Origin of the sequence: Streptomyces sp. SID5785 (assembly GCF_009870065.1) — a bacterium.
GTDB lineage: Bacteria > Actinomycetota > Actinomycetes > Streptomycetales > Streptomycetaceae > Streptomyces.
Window position 1 is genome coordinate 1 of record NZ_WWIA01000299.1, and the last position, 17,081, is coordinate 17,081.

The window sequence follows — 17,081 nt, forward strand, 5'->3', positions numbered from 1 at the left end:
TTGGGTCAGGGCCTCGTTGATGTCCGTCAGCGGGACCCGGTGCGTGATCAGGGAGGCCAGGTCGATACGGCCGGCCCGCCAGAGCGCGATGGCCCGCTCGTAGGAGGCCAGGACGTCTCCGCCCCCGTACATCGAGGGCAGGATCCGCTTCTCGTCGAAGAAGAGCTCGAACATGTTGAGCTGGAGGAAGTCGTCGAGGGCGCCGGCGCCGACGACGACGAGCGTGCCGCCCCGCCGGGTCGTCTCGTACGCGGTCCGCGCGGTCGCCGACTTGCCCACGACCTCGAAGACGTAGTCGAACCCCTCCCCCGCGGTGATGCGCTGCTTGGCGTCACCGAGGGCGTCCGGCGCGACCGCCTCCGTCGCGCCGAACGTGAGCGCCGCCTCGCGCCGCGACGCGACGGGGTCGACGGCCACGATCTGGGCGGCGCCCTTGAGCCGCGCCCCCTGGATCGCCGAGATCCCGACCCCGCCGCACCCGATCACCGCGACCGACGAACCGGCCTTCACATCCGCGGTGTTGATGGCCGCGCCGAGCCCCGTCGTGACCCCGCACCCGATGAGCGCGGCGATGTCGAAGGGCACGTCGTCGGGGATCGGCACGGCGCAGCCCGCGTCGACCACGACCTCCTCGGTGAACGTACCGGTGCCGGCGAAGCCGAAGACGTCGCCGCCGGGCCGCTTGAAGTTGGGCGTGCCCGCGTTCATGAACCCGGCCAGGCACAGCTGGGTCTGGCCCCGCTTGCAGGCCGGACAGGCACCGCACGCGGGCAGCCAGCACACGAGGACGCGCTGCCCTGGAGTCAGGTGCGTGACGCCGTCGCCGACGTCGACGATCTCGCCCGCGCCCTCGTGCCCGGGGACGAACGGCGCGGGCTGCGGCAGTACGCCGTTCATCGCGGAGACGTCGGAGTGGCACAGGCCCGTGGCCCGCACCCGGATCCTCACCTTGCCCGGGCCGAAGCCGACCGCCTCGACGTCGTCCAGCACCTCGAGTTTGTCCTGGCCTATCTCGTGCAGTACGGCTGCTCGCATGGGGTGCGGCTCCTTCGCGTCGCTACGTCACGTACGGGGGCTCTTTCAGCTGTGTTCGACGACGGTGTCGGCGAGGACCGGCGCCTCGTCCCGCTCGACCGCCGCGACGGTGACCTGGGTCCGGCCCGGCTCCTGCCACATCCGCACGCGCAGCGTCTCGCCGGGGAAGACGACTCCGGCGAAGCGTGTGCCGTAGCGGGTGACGCGGGAGACGTCGCCGCCGAGGACGTGGTCGACGACGGCCTTGAGCGTCATGCCGTACGAGCACAGGCCGTGCAGGATGGGCCGGTCGAACCCGGCGAGCTTGGCGAACTCGGGGTCGGCGTGCAGCGGGTTCCAGTCGCCGGAGAGGCGGTAGAGGAGCGCCTGCTCCTCGCGGACCGGCAGGTCGACGGTGCGGTCGGGCGCGCGGTCGGGGACGTCGAGCCGTGCGGACGGGCCGCGATCGCCGCCGAAGCCGCCCTCGCCGCGGACGTAGATCTGGGCGTCGCTGGTCCACAACGGCCCGTCCTCGTCGGCGGCTTCGGTGCGCAGGACGAGGACGGCGGCCTTGGTCTTGTCGTGGACGGCGGCGACGCGTGAGGTGCTGATCGCCTGTCCGCGGACGGGGATGGGGCGGTGCAGGGTGATGCTCTGGCCGCCGTGCAGCACACGCGCGAGGTCGACGTCGATGCCGGGGGCCGAGAGGCCGCCGACGACGCCCATGCCGGCGCCCGCGACGGTCGCGAAGCTGGGCAGGACGTGCAGGTTCGACTCCAGGGTGTAGCGCAGCTCGTCGGGGTCGGTGGCGGGGACGCCCGCTCCGAGTCCCAGGTGGTAGAGCTGGATGTCCTTGTGGTCCCAGGTGATGTCGGCGGACCGGGGCTCTGCGGCCACGGCCTTCGCGGCGTCGATGGGCATGGGGTCGGGCGCTCCTCACGTCGTACGGGTCGTTCGAGACCTCGGCGCGGCCGTCCGCACCGTCGGTCGCGCCGAGGTCGTCAGAGGCCGGTTCTAGAACCTGTTTCATTCTCCCGGCGATCCTCATGTATAGCCAAGAGCGTGGGGGTTGGGAAGGGCCGGGAGCCGCAATTCTGACGCCCAGTCAGAAACTGGGGGCGAATCGCGGCGGGCGCCGGACCGTGACATTTGTCCTGCCGATCTCCGGACAAGCGCATCTGCCGCCGCGCCCGCACGCTCCGTAGCGTCGTGGTCATGACGACGAAGACGACACACACCGGCCCGGGCCCCGCGCCCGCCGTGTCCTTCACGGGGGCCGTCAAGACGTTCGGGCAGGTCACTGCGGTGGCCGGGCTCGACCTCCGGATCGCGAGCGGGGAGACCGTGGCACTGCTCGGCCGCAACGGCGCGGGCAAGTCCACCACCATCTCGCTGCTGCTCGGCCTGGACGAGCCCGACGAGGGCCGCGTGGAGCTGTTCAGCGGGACCCCGCAGGAGGCCGTGCTCGCCGGCCGGGTCGGCGCCATGCTCCAGGAGGGCAAGGCGGTGCCCCGGGTCACCGTGGCGGAGCTGGTCGGCTTCGTCGCCGGCCGCTACCCGGCCCCGATGGACGTGCCGGAGGCCCTGCGCCTGGCCGGTATCGAGGAGCTGGCCGGCCGCCGGGTGGACAAGCTGTCCGGCGGTCAGACCCAGCGGGTCCGCTTCGCGGTGGCGCTCGCCGGGAACCCGGCGCTGATCGTCCTGGACGAGCCGACCGCCGCGCTCGACGTGGAGGCCAGGCACGCGTTCTGGTCGTCGATGCGGGCGTACGCGCGGCGCGGCCACACCGTGCTCTTCTCCACGCACTACCTGGAGGAGGCCGACGCGCACGCGGACCGCATCGTGGTGATCGACCACGGCCGGGTCGTGGCCGACGGCAGCGGCGAGGAACTGCGCCGGGCGGCCGGCGGCAGCCTGGTCTGCTTCGACCTCGCCGGACGCGGCACCGAGGGGCTGCCGCTGCTGCCGGGCGTCGTGTCCGTCGAGGTCCGCGGCGACCGGGCGCGGCTGCGCACCGAGGACCCCGACGCCACCGTCATGGCGCTGGCCGCGCTGGACGCCGTACGGAACCTGGAGGTCGCACCGGCCTCCCTCGACGACGCCTTCCTGGCGCTGACCGCGGACCCCCGCGACCTGGAGCGTGTGTGACATGTGGGACTACCTGCGACTCGAGGTGCGGCGCACCCTGCGGGACGGCCGGTTCGTGATCGGCTCCGTCGCGATGCCCGTGATGATGTACCTGCTGTTCACCAACCTCGGCACCGACGACGGCACCTGGAAGACCGCGTCGATGATCGGCATGGCGGCCTACGGCGCGCTCGGCGCCGCCCTGAACACGGCGGGCGGCGTCGCCGAGGACCGGGCCATCGGCTGGCTGCGGCAGCTGCGGATCACCCCGATGACCGCCCGCCAGGGCGTCCTCGGCCGGGCCCTGACCGGGGCCGTGACGGTGCTGCCCGCCATCTCGGCCGTCATGCTCTCCGGCGCCCTGGTCAACGGCGTGCGGCTCGACCTCTGGAAGTGGCCGGCGATCGCCCTGGTGCTGTGGCTCGGCTCGCTGCCCTTCACCATGCTGGGCCTCGGCAACGGCTACCGGATGACCTCGCAGGCCATGGGCGGCGTCAACATGCTCTGCTACCTGGGACTCGCGGTGCTCGGCGGGCTGTGGTTCCCGGTGACGCTGTTCCCGGACTGGCTCCAGCACGTGTCGTCGTACACCCCCACGAACCGCTTCTCCCAGCTCGGCACCGCCGTGGCGGACGGGCACGCGCCCTCGCTCGCGGCCCTCGCCGTCCTGACCGGGTGGCTGCTGGCCTTCGGTTCGTACGCTGTGGTCTCGTACCGCAAGGCCGCGCGCACCATCTGAGACGGGAAGTCGGGACATGAACGGGTTCGTGACGAGGTCGCGCCGGCGCTGGACGGTCTGGCAGCGGGAACGGGACGCCTGGAAGGCGGAGAACGCGCGGGTCAAGGCGGCCCGCAAGGAGTGCGGAGAGGGCCGGCCCGCGGAGGAACTGGGCCCGCCGCCCAGCGGATTCGCCCTGGTGCCGTGGCTGCTCATGGGCATGGGCGGCCTGTCCAACCTGCTCCAGGGCAAGGCGTCCAACCCGGTGATCGGCGGCCTCGGCCTGCTCGCCTTCAACTCGCTCTACATCTTCGTGGTGTTCCGCGCCTTCGACAAGAAGAGCCGCAACTCCACGGCGACGCGGCTCGCGGTCGCCGTCATGACCCTGCTGACCTGCGCGCTCGCCGGCGGCTACGGCGGCAACTGGCTGGCGTTCTTCCCGCTGCTCGGCCTCGCCGTCGGCGCCGTGGCCCGCGGCCCGCACCTGGGGAAGATCGGGCTCGCCCTGACCGTGCTCTCCGCGGTCGTCGCCGGGCTGCGCGACGGCTGGGGCGCGATCGGCGTCGCCTACGGCACCTTCCTGTCCACCATGGTCACCGCGGCGATCCTCTCCCTGTCCGAGGCCGTGCGCGAACTGCGCTCGGCCCGCGAGGAACTGGCCCGGCAGGCCGTCGAGAAGGAACGGCTGCGCTTCTCCCGCGACCTGCACGACCTGCTCGGGCACACCCTGTCCGTCATCGTCGTGAAGGCCGAGGCGGCCCGCAGGCTCGCGCCGCGCAGCCTCGACTCGGCGCTGGAACAGGTCTCCGACATCGAGGCCGTCGGCCGGCAGGCCCTCACCGAGATCCGGGAGGCCGTCACCGGCTACCGGGAGGGCAGCCTCGCCACCGAGCTGGACCGGGCCCGCTCGGCGCTCACCGCGGCCGGTATCGAGCCCGTCGTGCGCCGGTCGGGGCCGCCACTGTCCGCGCAGACCGAGGCGCTGCTCGGCTGGGTCGTGCGCGAGGCGGTCACCAACGCGGTGCGGCACAGCCGCGCCGGACGCTGCACCATCACCCTCGACCGCCTCGGCGAGCGGGTGCGGCTGCGGGTCTCCGACGACGGGGTGGGCGCGGCGGCCGCGGCCCCGGGGCCCGTCGGCGGCACCGGCCTGAAGGGCCTCACCGAGCGGCTCGCGAGCGCGGGCGGCTCCCTGGAGGCGGCGCCCGGGCCGCGCGGCGGGTTCACCGTACGGGCCGAACTCCCGGCCGGTGAGCCGGAGTCCGCGCCGCCGCCGACGCTCGTGGAGCAGAGCTGACCGGGCCGGATCGCGTCCGGCACCGTAATCTCTCCCCCGTGACCGAGATGCCGCAGGACCACCCGCCGGCCAAGAGTGTGCGCGTGCTGCTCGCCGAGGACCAGGGCATGATGCGGGGCGCGCTCGCGCTGCTGCTCGGCCTGGAGCCCGACCTGGAGGTGGTGGCCCAGGTCGCCGCCGGGGACGTCATCGTCGACACGGCGCTCGCGTGCCGGCCGGACGTGGCGCTCCTGGACATCGAACTGCCGGGCCGCAGCGGACTGGACGCGGCGGCCGACCTGCGCGAGCAGGTGCCCGACTGCCGGGTCCTGATCCTGACGACGTTCGGGCGGCCGGGGTATCTGCGGCGGGCCATGGAGGCCGGGGCGGCCGGGTTCCTCGTCAAGGACGGGCCGGTCGAGGACCTCGCCGAGTCCATCCGCAAGGTGCTGCGCGGGGAGACCGTGGTGGACCCGGCGCTCGCCGCGGCCGCGCTGTCGGCGGGGCCGAGTCCCCTGACCGGGCGGGAGGGGGATGTGCTGCGGGCGGCGGTGGACGGTGCGACCGTCTCCGACATCGCCGGGAAACTGCATCTCTCCGAGTCGACGGTGCGGAACTATCTGTCGTCGGCCATCGGGAAGACCGGTACGCGCAACCGGATGGAGGCGGTGCGGGAGGCGCGCCGGCGGGGGTGGCTCTGACGCGTTCGCCTGCGGCGGGCTCCGGGGATCTGGCGTCGTGGGGTCCCCGCGGGCCGGTGGGGGCCGGTCGCGCCCCGCGGCGGAGCCGCTGATGTCACAGCCCCGCGCCCCTGAAGGGGCGGACCGCGTCCGCCACCTCCATCCTCCGTCGGAGAGGCTGCGCGACCGGCCGCGCTCAGCCGGTGGGCCGCGACGCACGCGTCCGCGGCAGCCCCGCGATCAGGATGGCCAGCGCCACCAGCAGGATCACGCCGCCGACCAGGAACGCCCCCGCGTACCCGTCACTGAGCGCACCGGGATCGCCCCGCCCCGCGGAGCGGCTCGCCGCGACCGTCGAGAGCACGGAGAGCCCCAGCGCCCCGCCCAGCGTCCGCGAGGTGTTGACGAGCCCCGACACGAGCCCCGCGTCGGACGCCGCCGCCCCCGACGTGGCCAGCGACGCGAGCGGCGTCATGGCCAGCCCGGCGCCCGCCATCATCACGATCCCGGGCAGCATGATCGTCGTCACGTACACGCCGTGCTCGGTCATGGTCGACTGCCAGAAGAACCCGGCGGCGGTGACGAGCACACCGAGCGAGGCCACGTTCCGCGCGCCGATGCGCCGCATCAGGCGCGGCGCCAGCTTGGAGCCCGCGACGACCGCGAGCGAGCTGGGGACGAGCGCGAGACCGGCCTCGATCGGTGTGTAGCCGAGCACGTTCTGTGCGTAGAGGGTCATGAAGAACCACATGGCGAAGCTGCCCATGCCGCACACGAACATCGCGGCGTTGGCGACGGCCACGGTCCGCACCCGGAACAGTCCGAGCGGCATCAGCGGCAGCCGGGTACGGGCCTCGACGGCCAGGAAGGCCACGAGCAGCAGCACGGCGACCGCCAGCGGCACGAGCGTGGCCGCCGAGCCCCAGCCCTCCGCCTCGGTCTGCACGATCCCGTACGCGAGGACGGCCGTGCCGGCGGTGACGAGGACGGCGCCCGGCAGATCGAGCCGGCGCTCGCCGCCGGCCCGGGACTCCTGGATCCAGCGGGCGGCCGCGGCGAGGACGACGGCGCCCAGCGGCACATTGATCAGCAGCACCCAGCGCCAGTCGAGGGCCTCGGTGAGGACGCCGCCGACGAGTCCGCCCGCGGCGCCGCCGCCCGCACCGACCGCGGTCCAGGTGGCGATGGCGCGGGCCCGCGCGGCGCCCTCGGGCACGGCGGCGGTGAGCAGGGTCAGCGTGGACGGGGCGAGGACCGCGGCGCCGAGCCCCTGCACGGCACGGGCCGCGAGCAGCTGCCAGCCCTCCTGGGCGAGCCCGCCGGCCAGCGAGGCCAGCGTGAACAGGCCGAGCCCGACGAGGAACATCCGCTTGCGCCCGAAGAGGTCTCCGGCCCTGCCGCCGAGCAGCATGAATCCGGCGAAGGCGATCGAGTACGCGTTGACCACCCACTGGAGGCCGCTCGCGCTGAGCCCGAGGTCGGTGCGCATCGACGGCAGGGCGACGTTGACGACGGACACGTCGAGGACGACGAGGAACTGCCCGGCGCAGGCGACGGCCACCACCAGCCAGGCGGGCGGGGCGGGCCTGTGCGGGCGTATCGCGGTCTCGGAGCCGGCGGTACCGGCGGGCGTTCGCAGCATGAGTGTCATGGTCGCAGGGCGACACCACCCCGTACATCAGGATTTCGGCGCACCCGGGGTGGGCCGGAAGTCATACGTCCCTGGGCCTAGGCTCTCGCGCCCCCTGCCGGTCGCCGCCCCGAATTCTCTTGTCCGGTGCTCCCCTGCCGCGCAGACTCCCCGGATGACCACCACGCCTTTCTCCGACAAGCCCGTCCTGACCGGCGACAGGACCGTGCTGCGCCCGTTCACCGAGGACGACGCCGCGGCCATGGCCGCGATCATCGAGGACCCCGAGGTGCTCCGCTTCACAGGTGGTTCCGCCGTGTTCACCCGGGAGCACCTGCGGTCCTGGTACGGCTCCCGCAGCGCACAGCACGACCGACTCGACCTCGCCGTCACCGATCGGGCCACGGGCGAGGTGGTCGGCGAGGTGGTCCTCAACGAGTGGGACCCGGAGCACCGGCATGCCACGTTCCGCACGCTCATCGGTGCGCGCGGGCGCGGGCGAGGCCTTGGCACGGAGGCGGTCCGTCTCGTCGTCGCCCACGGTTTCGGGACGGTCGGACTGCACCGGATCGGCCTGGAGGCGTTCGCGGACAACCACCGGGCCCGGCACGTCTACGAGAAGGTCGGCTTCGTCCTCGAAGGCGTGCGCCGTCAGGTCGCGCTGCACGACGGCGCCTGGCGGGACGAGGTGGTGATGGGGATGCTCGCCGACGAGTGGAACGCCGTCTGAGAGTCGGGGTCAGGCCCGCCGGACCATCGTCACCACCGCGGCACCGCCCAGCCCGATGTTGTGGGCGAGTCCGACGCGGGCCCCGGTCACCTGACGGCCCCCGGCCTGTCCCCTCAGCTGCCATGTGAGTTCTGCCAGTTGGGCGATGCCGGTGGCGCCCAGCGGGTGGCCCTTGGAGATCAGGCCGCCGGAGGGGTTCACGACCCAGCGGCCGCCGTAGGTCGTGGCGCCGGACTCGACGAGCTTGCCGGACTCCCCCGCCGCGCACATGCCGAGCGCCTCGTAGGTCAGGAGTTCGTTGACCGAGAAGCAGTCGTGGAGCTCGACGACGTCCACGTCGTCGATGCCGAGCCCGGAGCGCTCGTAGACCTGGCGAGCCGCCTCCCGCGACATGGGCTGTCCGACGACGTCGATGCACGAGCCGGACGCGAAGGACTCCCCGGTGTCGGTCGTCATCGCCTGGGCGGCGATCTCGACGGCCTGGTCCCCGAGGTCCCGCTCCTCGACGAAGCGCTCGGAGACCACGACGGCCGCAGCGGCGCCGTCCGAGGTCGGCGAGCACTGGAGCTTGGTGAGCGGGGCGTGGATGGTCTTCGCGGCGAGGATCTCGTCGACGGTGCAGGCGTCCCGGAACTGGGCGTACGGGTTGTTCACCGAGTGCCGGTGGTTCTTGGCGCCGACCGCGGCGAGCTGCGCCGGGGTCGTGCCGTACTTCTCCATGTGCTCGCGGGCCGCGTCACCGAAGATCTGGGCGGTGGGCGGGCTCGCCTCGAAGCCGTGGCGGGCGGCCATGATGCCGTAGTGGCGGGCGACGGGCGACGTCCTGAAGTCGGATCCCGCGTCCGCTCCCCCGCCGAGCGCGCCCCGCTTCATCTTCTCGAAGCCGAGCGCGAGCACGCAGTCGCTGACGCCGCCCTCGACGAACTGGCGGGCCATCATCAGCGCGGTCGAGCCGGTCGCGCAGTTGTTGTTGACGTTGTAGACGGGTACGCCGGTCAGGCCGAGTTCGTAGACGGCGCGCTGACCGGCGGTGGAGGCCTGGAAGCAGTAGCCGACGGGGACCTGCTGGACGTCGGTGTAGGCGATCCCGGCGTCGGCGAGCGCGGCGCCGCCCGCCTCCTTGACCATGTCCCAGTACTGCCAGTCACGGCTCTCGGGCTTCTCGAACGTGGTCATGCCGACGCCGACGATGTACGACTTCATGGCTGCACAGCCTCCTGCCACCAACTGACGGGTCGTCAGATAGTGGCAGGAGGAGGCGATTAACGGAAGGCCGCGAGCCCCGTCAGCGCCTGGCCGAGCGCCAGCGTGTGCATCTCGGTGGTGCCCTCGTAGGTGAGGACCGACTCCAGGTTGTTGGCGTGCCGGATCACCGGGTACTCGAGCGAGATGCCGTTCGCGCCGAGGATCGTGCGGGCCGTGCGGCAGATCTCGATGGCCTCGCGGACGTTGTTGAGCTTGCCGAAGCTGATCTGCGCGGGGTGCACCCCGGCCGGTCCGTCCTTGAGCGCCGCGAGCTGCAGCGCGGTCAGGGTCGCCTTGTGCAGTTCGAGGGCCATGTCGACGAGCTTCTGCTGGGTGAGCTGGAAGCCCGCGATGGGCTTCCCGAACTGCTCGCGCTGCAGGGCGTAGTCGCGCGCCGCCTCCCACGCCGAACGGGCCGCGCCCGTCACCCCCCACACGATCCCGTACCGGGCCTCGTTGAGGCAGGTCAGCGGGGCGCCGACACCGCGCGCCCCGGGGAGCAGGGCCGCGGCCGGGAGCCGTACGCCGTCGAGCACCAGCTCGCTGGTCACCGACGCGCGCAGCGACATCTTGTGCTTGATGAGCGGCGCGGAGAAGCCGGGGCTGTCGGTCGGCACGACGAAGCCGCGCACGCCCTCCTCGGTCTGCGCCCAGACGACGGCGACGGCCGCCACCGACCCGTTCGTGATCCACATCTTGCGGCCGTCGAGGATCCAGTCGTCGCCGTCGCGGCGGGCCCGGGTCGTCATGGAGGCCGGGTCCGAACCGTGGTCCGGCTCGGTCAGGCCGAAGCAGCCGATGGCCTCGCCCGCGGCCATCCGCGGCAGCCACTCCTGCTTCTGCTCCTCGGAGCCGAAGCGGTGGATCGCGAACATGGCGAGGGAGCCCTGGACCGAGACGAAGGAGCGCAGGCCCGAGTCGGTGGCCTCCAGCTCGCGGCAGGCGATGCCGTAGGCGCGGGCCGACATGCCGGCGCAGCCGTAGCCCTCCAGGTGCATGCCGAGCAGGCCCATCGAGCCGAAGTCGCGGGCGAGCTGGGTGAGTGCGGGCAGCTCGCCGTTCTCGAACCACTCGGCGATGTGCGGCTCGACCTTGTCGTCGAGGTACTGGCGCACCGTGTCCCGCACGGCGCGCTCCTCGTCGGTGAGGAGTGCTTCGAGGTTCAGCGGGTCGACGGGGTCGAGTGCGGGGAACGGCATGAGGGTCAGGCTCCTTGCGGGTGAGGGCGGTGGTCGGCGGTGCCGAGGAGGGCGTCGATCTCTTTCTCTGCGTACCCGAGTTCGGCGAGTATGTCGCGGCTGTCGCGGCCGAGCGTCGGCGGGGCCGAGCGCACCGGCGGCCGGGCGCCGCGGAACGTGACCGGGAAGGCGACCTGCTGGAGCGGGCCCACATCGGGGTGGTCGACCTTCTGCACCATGTCGAGCGCGGCGGTCTGCGGGCAGTCGTAGACCTCGTCCAGGGTGCGGATCGCGGCGACGGGGACACCCAGGGGCTTGAGGAGCGCGATCCAGTGCGCGACGGGCTCGTCGACGAGGACCGACTCCAGCTTGGCGTTGAGGGCGGTGCGGTGGGTGACCCGGTCGCGGTTGGCGGCGAAACGCGGGTCGTCGGCCCACTCGGGGTGGCCGAGGGCGGTCACGAGGCGCGCGAAGAGGGCGTCGTTGCCGACCGCGACGACGAAGTGGCCGTCGGACGCCGGATACGCCTGGTACGGGACGAGGCTCGGGTGGCCGGAGCCGAGCCGGCCGGGGCGCTCCCCGGTCGCGAAGTAGCCGGTCGCCCAGTTGATGTGCAGGGCGAGCTGCGACTCGTACAGGGATGTCGTGACGTACTGGCCGCGGCCGGTGCGCTCCCGCTCGACGAGGGCCGCGTTGACGCCGACGAGGCCGAACAGGGCGGCGCCGAGATCACCCATCGCGTACCCGGCCTTGACCGGGGGGCCGTCCGGCTCGCCGGTCAGGGACATCAGGCCGGCGCTCGCCTGGGCGACCATGTCGTAGCCCGGCTCGTCGCGCAGGGGGCCGGTGTCGCCGAACGCGGAGATGTGCAGGACGACCAGGCGCGGGTAGCGGGCGCTGAGCTCCTCGGGGTCGAAGAGGCCGGCGAGCGAGGAGCCGGGCCGGAAGTTCTCGACCAGGACGTCCGCGTCGGCGAGCATCCGGTGCACGGCCTCCTGGCCGCCCGCGGACTTGAGGTCGAGGGTGACGGAACGCTTGTTGCGGTTGGCGGCCAGGTAGTACGTCGCGTCCGGGCCGTTGAAGGGCGGGCCCCAGGAGCGGGTGGGGTCGCCGCCGTCGGGGTGCTCGACCTTGATGACGTCGGCGCCGAGGTCGGCCAGGGACATGGTGACGTAGGGACCCGCGAGGATCTTGGAGAGGTCGACGACCTTCATGCCCTTCAGGGGCGCCGGCGGGTTCTCGGGCTCAGGCACGGTCGGTCTCCCGGAGGTCGGCGAGCGGGACCTGTCCACCATCGGCCAGCGCGGCGAAGTGGTCCAGGGCGGGGCGGGGCAGCGCGGCCGGGTCGGGGTCGTCGAGCAGGGCGCTGTAGCTGCGGGCGACGAGCAGGGCGCGGCCGTCGCCGGTGGTGCGCGTCTCGTGGTCGGCCTGGTCGTGCAGCAGGGTCGCCATGACGGCGCGGGTCAGTTCGTCGGTGTAGCGGCCGATCCGCATCTCCTGCTCGTCCTGCGGGAGTCGCAGGAGCGCGTCGCCCTTCGTGCGCAGGAGGTCCCAGCGGTCGGCGGTGGCGGGGTGTCGGCCGTAGGTGTCGGCGAGGGTGGCGTGGGCGTTCTGGCGGCGCATGCAGCGCAGGACGTCGAGCGCGATGACGTTCGAGGAGCCCTCCCAGATGGAGCCCAGGTGGGCGTCGCGCACGAGGCGGGGGTCGATCCGGTCCTCGATGTAGCCGTTGCCGCCGCGGACCTCCATGGCCTCGCCGGTCACGCTGCGGGCGCGCTTGCACAGGGTGTGCTTGGCGAGCGGGGTGAGGACGCGCACGAGGGCACGCGCCCCGGCGTCCCCGCCGTCGGCGGCGGTGAGCCGGGCGGCGGACTCGAGCACCAGGTGCAGCGCGGCCTCCGTGTCGAGGATCATCGGGAGCAGCGTGGCCCGCATGAGCGGCTGGTCGAACAGGGGCCGGCCGAAGACGTGCCGGGTGCGGGCGTGGTCGACGGACTCGCGGACGGCGCGGCGCATGAGGGCGGTGGCGCGCATCGCGTTGGAGAGCCGGGAGACGTTGAGCATCTCGGCCATCTGCCGGAATCCGGCGGTGAGTTCGCCGACGGGGGTCGCGTACGCCTCGTCGAGGGTGACCTCGCCGCTGGCGATGGAGCGGGAGCCGAGCTTGTCCTTGAGGCGGTCGACGCGGATCGCGTTGCGGGTGCCGTCGGGGCGCCGCCGCGGGACGAGGAACATGCCGAGGCCGCGGGTGCCCTCGCCCTGGCCGGGGACGCGGGCGAGGGTGAGGATCACGTCGGCGGACGGGTTGGACGCGAACCACTTCTTGCCGCTGAGCGTCCAGTGGTCGCCCCGGTCGGTGGCGACGGTCGCGGTCAGTCCCACGTCCGTGCCACCCTGCTTCTCCGTCATGAACATCGCGCCGGTGGCCCGCAGCTCGGGGTCGGTGGAGGACAGGGCGGCGATCTCGTCCGCGTACCGCTCGGGGTCGAACAGGCGCAGGATGCGGGCCGCGCTGTCGGTCATGGACAGCGGGCAGGCCATGCCGAACTCGGACTGCACATAGAGGTAGGACAGCGCGTACTTGACGGTGTGCGGGACCTTCGTGGGCCAGCCGAGGACGCCGGTCCTGTGGGACATCGCGGCGAGGCCGAAGCGCTCGTAGGCGATCTCCGCGGCCCGGTCGTGGGCGGGGTGGAAGGTGATCTCGTCGACGCGCTCGCCGTCGGGGGTGTACGGGACGAGGCGCGGCGGGTGGGCGTCGGCGAGGGCGGCCTGGCGGTCGAGCTCGCCCGCGGCCAGCTCGCCGAGCTCGGCGAGGTGGGGTTCGAGGCGGGCGCGGTCGTCGGCGGCGAGGACCCGGTCGAGCAGGGGGCGCAGGGCGGGGTCGCGGTCGGCGAAGTTCATGACGGGCGTGGCGTTCACGGTGGCTCCGGGTCAGGCGGGCTGTGCGGTACGGGAGTCGAGGGGCCGGCCGGCGCTGTCGTCGCCGGTGCGGGCGAGCAGCGGCAGGACGCCGGCGAGGGTGACGGCGGTGTAGCCGAGGCCGAGCGCGACGACGGGCCAGATCGAGTCGAAGGCGTTCAGCAGGTACTGGGAGGCGATGGGCGCGGTCCCGGCGAAGAGGGTCGTGCACAGCTGGTACGACAGCGAGATGCCGGTGTAGCGCACCTCGACGGGGAAGACCCGGGCGAGGATGCCGGCGAGCGCCGCGTAGTACATGGCGTGCGGGAACGTGGCGAGGCCCATGCCGAGGACGGCGAGCCAGAAGTTGCCGGTGCCGACGAGCACGAACATCAGGGGCAGCACGGCGAACTCGGGCAGCAGCATCCACAGCACCGCCTTGCGGACCGGCCACTTGCTCGCGAGGACGGCGCCGAAGGGCTGCACGATCACCTGCACGACGAGGGCCAGCGAGATGACCGTGAGGAAGGAGGTGCGGTCGAAGGAGAGGTCGGTGGTCGCCCAGGACAGGGCGAACGTCGTCTTGACGTAGGTGATGGCGACACCGGCGGTGCCCGCGAGGACGCCGAGCAGGACCAGCAGCGGGTAGCGGGTGAGCACGGTCTTGACGGGGAGCTTGACCGGCTTGTCGCGGGCGAGGGCCGCGACCATCTCGGGGGTCTCGGCGAGCCGGAGGCGGATGAAGAGGCCGACGGCGACCAGGAGCGCGGAGAACAGGAACGGGACCCGCCACCCCCAGGACTCGAAGGCGGCGTCGGGGAGTTGGGCGATGCCGAGGAAGGCGAGGGTGGCGAGCAGGTTGCCGACCGGGGAGCCCTGCTGGGCGAAGGCGCCGTAGAGCAGCTTGCGCTTCGGCGGGGCGTACTCGGTGGCGATGAGGACGGCGCCGCCCCACTCGCCGCCCATGGCGACGCCCTGGACCATGCGCAGCAGCACGAGCAGCACCGGGGCGGCGGCGCCGATCTGCGCGTACCCGGGCAGCAGGCCGACGCAGAAGGTGGCGCCGCCCATCATCGTGAGCGTGACGACGAGCGCCTTCTTGCGGCCGTACCGGTCGCCGAAGTGGCCGAAGACCAGACCGCCGAGGGGGCGGGCGAGGAAGCCGACCCAGAAGGTGGCGAAGGCGGCGAGGGTGCCGACGGCCGAGGAGGCGTCGGCGAAGAAGATCTTGCCGAGGACCAGCGCGGAGGCCGATCCGTAGATGTAGAAGTCGAACCACTCGATGGTGGTGCCGACGAAGGCGGTGACGCCGGCGCGGCGGGCGTCCCTGGCCCGGTGCGCGGTGTCCCCGGGGACGGGGGCGTCTTGCGGCATGACGAGCGTCCTCTCGTGGCGGCGGGTCCCGCCACGGAGGACGCCGGGAGCGGTCCGGGTCGTGTCCGGCTCCGTCGCGAGACGCGGATCACTCTGCCGCGCACCATTAGGAGCTGTCCAAGACCAGTAACGGGTCCGATCCAGACGTGATCGAGCACAATCGCGACGGGTCAGCCGGAGTGCTCCGGGGCGTCCGGCGGCGTCGGCAGGACCTCCTCCGCCACCCGCAGCACGGCCTCGAGCGCCGCGGAGCGGTTGCCCGTGCGCCAGCCGAGGGCGATCGGCAGCACCGGCACCTCGTCGCCCGCGAGCGGCCGGAACACCACGTGCTCCAGGTGGATGTTGCGCGCCGACTCGACGACGACGGCGACCCCGACGCCCGCGCCGACGAGCGCCAGCATGTTGTACGAGTCCGGCGCCTCCTGCGCGATCCGGGGCGCGAACCCGGCGTCGTGGCACGCCTGCACCATGGCCTCGCGCACCGCCGACTCGCGGGACAGCGGGAAGGTCACGATGGGCTCGCCCGCGAGCTCGCGCACCGGCACCTCCTCGCGCGCGGCCAGCGGATGGCTGTCGGGCAGGGCGAGCACGAGGCGCTCCATCCGCACGACGCGGGCCGTGATGCCGCGCCGCACCGGCAGCGCGACGAACCCGACGTCGAGCGTGCCGTCGGCGACGCGGCGCAGCGCCTCGCCGGTGTACGTCTGCCCCTCCAGGACGAGCTCGATGCCGGGCAGCCGGGAGGTCACGGCCCGGGTGAGCACGGGCAGCGCCGAGTAGCTGCTGGCCCCGGCGAAACCGACGCTGACCCGGCCGACCTCGCCGAGGTGCGCGGCACGTACGGTGCGCCGCACGGCGGAGGCGTCGGCCAGCAGCCGCCGCGCGGGCTCGACGAGCGCCTGCCCGGCCGGGGTGAGCCGGACCGTCCGGGTGGTCCGGTCGAACAGCCGGACCCCGAGGTCGCGTTCGAGCAGCTTGATCTGCTGGCTGAGCGGCGACTGCGCCATGTGCAGCCGCTCGGCGGCCCGCCCGAAGTGCAGCTCCTCGGCGACCGCCACGAACCCGGTGAGATGTCTCAGCTCCACGGGGCCGACGATACGGGCCGCACGGTCGGATGCGGCCGTCAGCGCGTCAGTCCCTGGGCAGCCCCAGGATCCGCTCCGCCACCACGTTCAGCTGCACCTGGGTGGTGCCGCCAGCGATGGTCAGACAGCGCGACAGCAGGAATCCGTGCAGGGCGCGCTCGCCCGGTCCCTCGCGCAACGCGCCTGCCGGGCCCAGGAGTTCGAGGGCCAGCTCGGCCACCTGCTGCTGGTGCGGGGTCTGCACGAGCTTGCGGACCGAGGCGCCGGGCCCCGGCCCCTCCCCCGCGACCTGCTGCAGCGTCGTCCGGAGTCCGATGCAGGCCAGCGCGTGGGCCTGGGCCGCGAGCGCGCCGATCCGGGCCCGGTGGGCGCCGTCGAGATCACCGGCGCGGGCGAGCAGCGCCTCGAGGCCGGTGTCGAAGGTCAACTGGTCGGCCATGTGCACCCGTTCGTTGCCCAGGGTGTGCCGGGCGACCCGCCAACCGTCGTCGACCGCGCCGACCACGGCGTCGGCGGGCAGGACGGCGTCGTCGAAGTAGACCTCGTTGAAGAGGGCGTCGCCGGTGATCTCGCGCAGCGGACGGATGTCGATGCCGTCGGTGCGCTTCATGTCGACGAGGAAGTACGTGAGGCCCTTGTGCTTGGGGGCGTCGGGGTCGGTGCGGGCCAGCAGGATGCCGTGGTCGGCCCACTGGGCGGCGCTCGTCCACACCTTCTGGCCGCTGATCCGCCAGCGCCCGTCGGGCAGCCGCTCCGCCCGGGTGCGCAGCGAGGCGAGGTCGGAGCCCGCGCCGGGCTCCGAGAAGAGCTGGCACCACAGCAGGTCGCCGCGCAGGGTCGCCGGGAGGTAGCGGTCGCGCTGCTCCTGCGTGCCGTGGGCGAGGAGCGAGGGGACGACCCAGGTGGCGATGCCGAGGTCGCTGAGCCTGATCCCGGCGGCGGCCAGCTCCTGCTGCACGGCGAGCTGCTGGAGGGGTCCCGCGCCGAGCCCGTAGGGGGGCGGCAGGTGCGGGGCGGCGTAGCCGGTGGGGACGAGGGCGCGGCGGGCGGCGGGCGGGTCGAGCCCGGCGGCCGGGGCGAGGGCCGCGCGGGCGGCGTCACGGTACGGCTGCGCGGCGGCGGG

General features: G+C 73.2%; 15 protein-coding genes. 5 read left to right on the top strand and 10 right to left on the bottom strand.

Annotated features, from left to right (window positions below; genetic code table 11):
* Positions 1 to 1,035 (bottom strand): Zn-dependent alcohol dehydrogenase (locus tag GTW43_RS09220; RefSeq protein WP_161301136.1); only part of this gene is annotated, 1,035 nt, incomplete at its 3' end.
* Positions 1,036 to 1,080: 45 nt separating this feature from the next.
* Positions 1,081 to 1,935, bottom strand: coding sequence for a MaoC/PaaZ C-terminal domain-containing protein (locus GTW43_RS09225; protein WP_161301137.1), 855 nt, complete (start codon positions 1,933 to 1,935; stop codon positions 1,081 to 1,083).
* Between the two features lie 294 nt (positions 1,936 to 2,229).
* On the opposite strand from GTW43_RS09225, the gene GTW43_RS09230 reads away from it, so the two are divergent.
* Genes GTW43_RS09230 through GTW43_RS09245 form a run of 4 tightly spaced genes read left to right on the top strand, consistent with a single transcriptional unit; the run spans position 2,230 to position 5,836 of the window.
* A complete protein-coding gene (locus GTW43_RS09230) occupies positions 2,230 to 3,162 on the top strand; it encodes an ABC transporter ATP-binding protein (protein WP_202501250.1) in 933 nt (310 codons plus the stop codon).
* A 1-nt stretch (position 3,163) separates the two neighbouring features.
* The gene (locus GTW43_RS09235; protein ID WP_161301138.1) at positions 3,164 to 3,880 is read left to right on the top strand and encodes an ABC transporter permease; all 717 of its coding nucleotides are present in this window, start codon (positions 3,164 to 3,166) and stop codon (positions 3,878 to 3,880) included.
* Positions 3,881 to 3,896: 16 nt separating this feature from the next.
* On the top strand, positions 3,897 to 5,156 hold the full coding sequence (locus tag GTW43_RS09240) for a sensor histidine kinase (protein ID WP_161301139.1): 1,260 nt from the start codon (positions 3,897 to 3,899) through the stop codon (positions 5,154 to 5,156).
* Positions 5,157 to 5,203: 47 nt separating this feature from the next.
* Positions 5,204 to 5,836: a response regulator transcription factor gene (locus GTW43_RS09245; protein WP_161301148.1), complete on the top strand. Its 633-nt coding sequence runs from the start codon at positions 5,204 to 5,206 to the stop codon at positions 5,834 to 5,836.
* A gap of 175 nt (positions 5,837 to 6,011) precedes the next feature.
* On the opposite strand, the gene GTW43_RS09250 is transcribed toward GTW43_RS09245, so the two are convergent.
* Positions 6,012 to 7,457 carry an MFS transporter gene (locus GTW43_RS09250; RefSeq protein ID WP_237536499.1) on the bottom strand — a complete coding sequence of 482 codons (1,446 nt, stop codon included), beginning with the start codon at positions 7,455 to 7,457 and terminating at the stop codon, positions 6,012 to 6,014.
* 163 nt (positions 7,458 to 7,620) lie between these two features.
* On the opposite strand from GTW43_RS09250, the gene GTW43_RS09255 reads away from it, so the two are divergent.
* Positions 7,621 to 8,175 (top strand): GNAT family protein, encoded by a 555-nt coding sequence (locus GTW43_RS09255; protein WP_161301141.1) that lies wholly within the window; start codon positions 7,621 to 7,623, stop codon positions 8,173 to 8,175.
* 9 nt (positions 8,176 to 8,184) lie between these two features.
* On the opposite strand, the gene GTW43_RS09260 is transcribed toward GTW43_RS09255, so the two are convergent.
* The 7 genes from GTW43_RS09260 to GTW43_RS09290 form a co-directional block, all read right to left on the bottom strand.
* Positions 8,185 to 9,378, bottom strand: coding sequence for a lipid-transfer protein (locus tag GTW43_RS09260; protein ID WP_161301142.1), 1,194 nt, complete (start codon positions 9,376 to 9,378; stop codon positions 8,185 to 8,187).
* A 59-nt stretch (positions 9,379 to 9,437) separates the two neighbouring features.
* Complete coding sequence (locus tag GTW43_RS09265) at positions 9,438 to 10,619, bottom strand: acyl-CoA dehydrogenase family protein (protein WP_161301143.1); 1,182 nt, start codon at positions 10,617 to 10,619, stop codon at positions 9,438 to 9,440.
* A 5-nt stretch (positions 10,620 to 10,624) separates the two neighbouring features.
* Complete coding sequence (locus GTW43_RS09270; RefSeq protein WP_343245948.1) at positions 10,625 to 11,851, bottom strand: CoA transferase; 1,227 nt, start codon at positions 11,849 to 11,851, stop codon at positions 10,625 to 10,627.
* Positions 11,844 to 13,520 (bottom strand): acyl-CoA dehydrogenase family protein, encoded by a 1,677-nt coding sequence (locus tag GTW43_RS09275; RefSeq protein ID WP_202501251.1) that lies wholly within the window; start codon positions 13,518 to 13,520, stop codon positions 11,844 to 11,846. The genes GTW43_RS09270 and GTW43_RS09275 overlap by 8 nt, the downstream gene beginning before the upstream one ends.
* Before the next feature lie 12 nt (positions 13,521 to 13,532).
* Positions 13,533 to 14,873: an MFS transporter gene (locus GTW43_RS09280; RefSeq protein ID WP_161301145.1), complete on the bottom strand. Its 1,341-nt coding sequence runs from the start codon at positions 14,871 to 14,873 to the stop codon at positions 13,533 to 13,535.
* Positions 14,874 to 15,043: 170 nt separating this feature from the next.
* Positions 15,044 to 15,958, bottom strand: coding sequence for a LysR substrate-binding domain-containing protein (locus GTW43_RS09285; RefSeq protein ID WP_161301146.1), 915 nt, complete (start codon positions 15,956 to 15,958; stop codon positions 15,044 to 15,046).
* Positions 15,959 to 16,004: 46 nt separating this feature from the next.
* Positions 16,005 to 17,081, bottom strand: a 1,077-nt coding sequence (locus tag GTW43_RS09290) for an acyl-CoA dehydrogenase family protein (RefSeq protein ID WP_202501252.1), incomplete at its 5' end; no start/stop codon positions are given.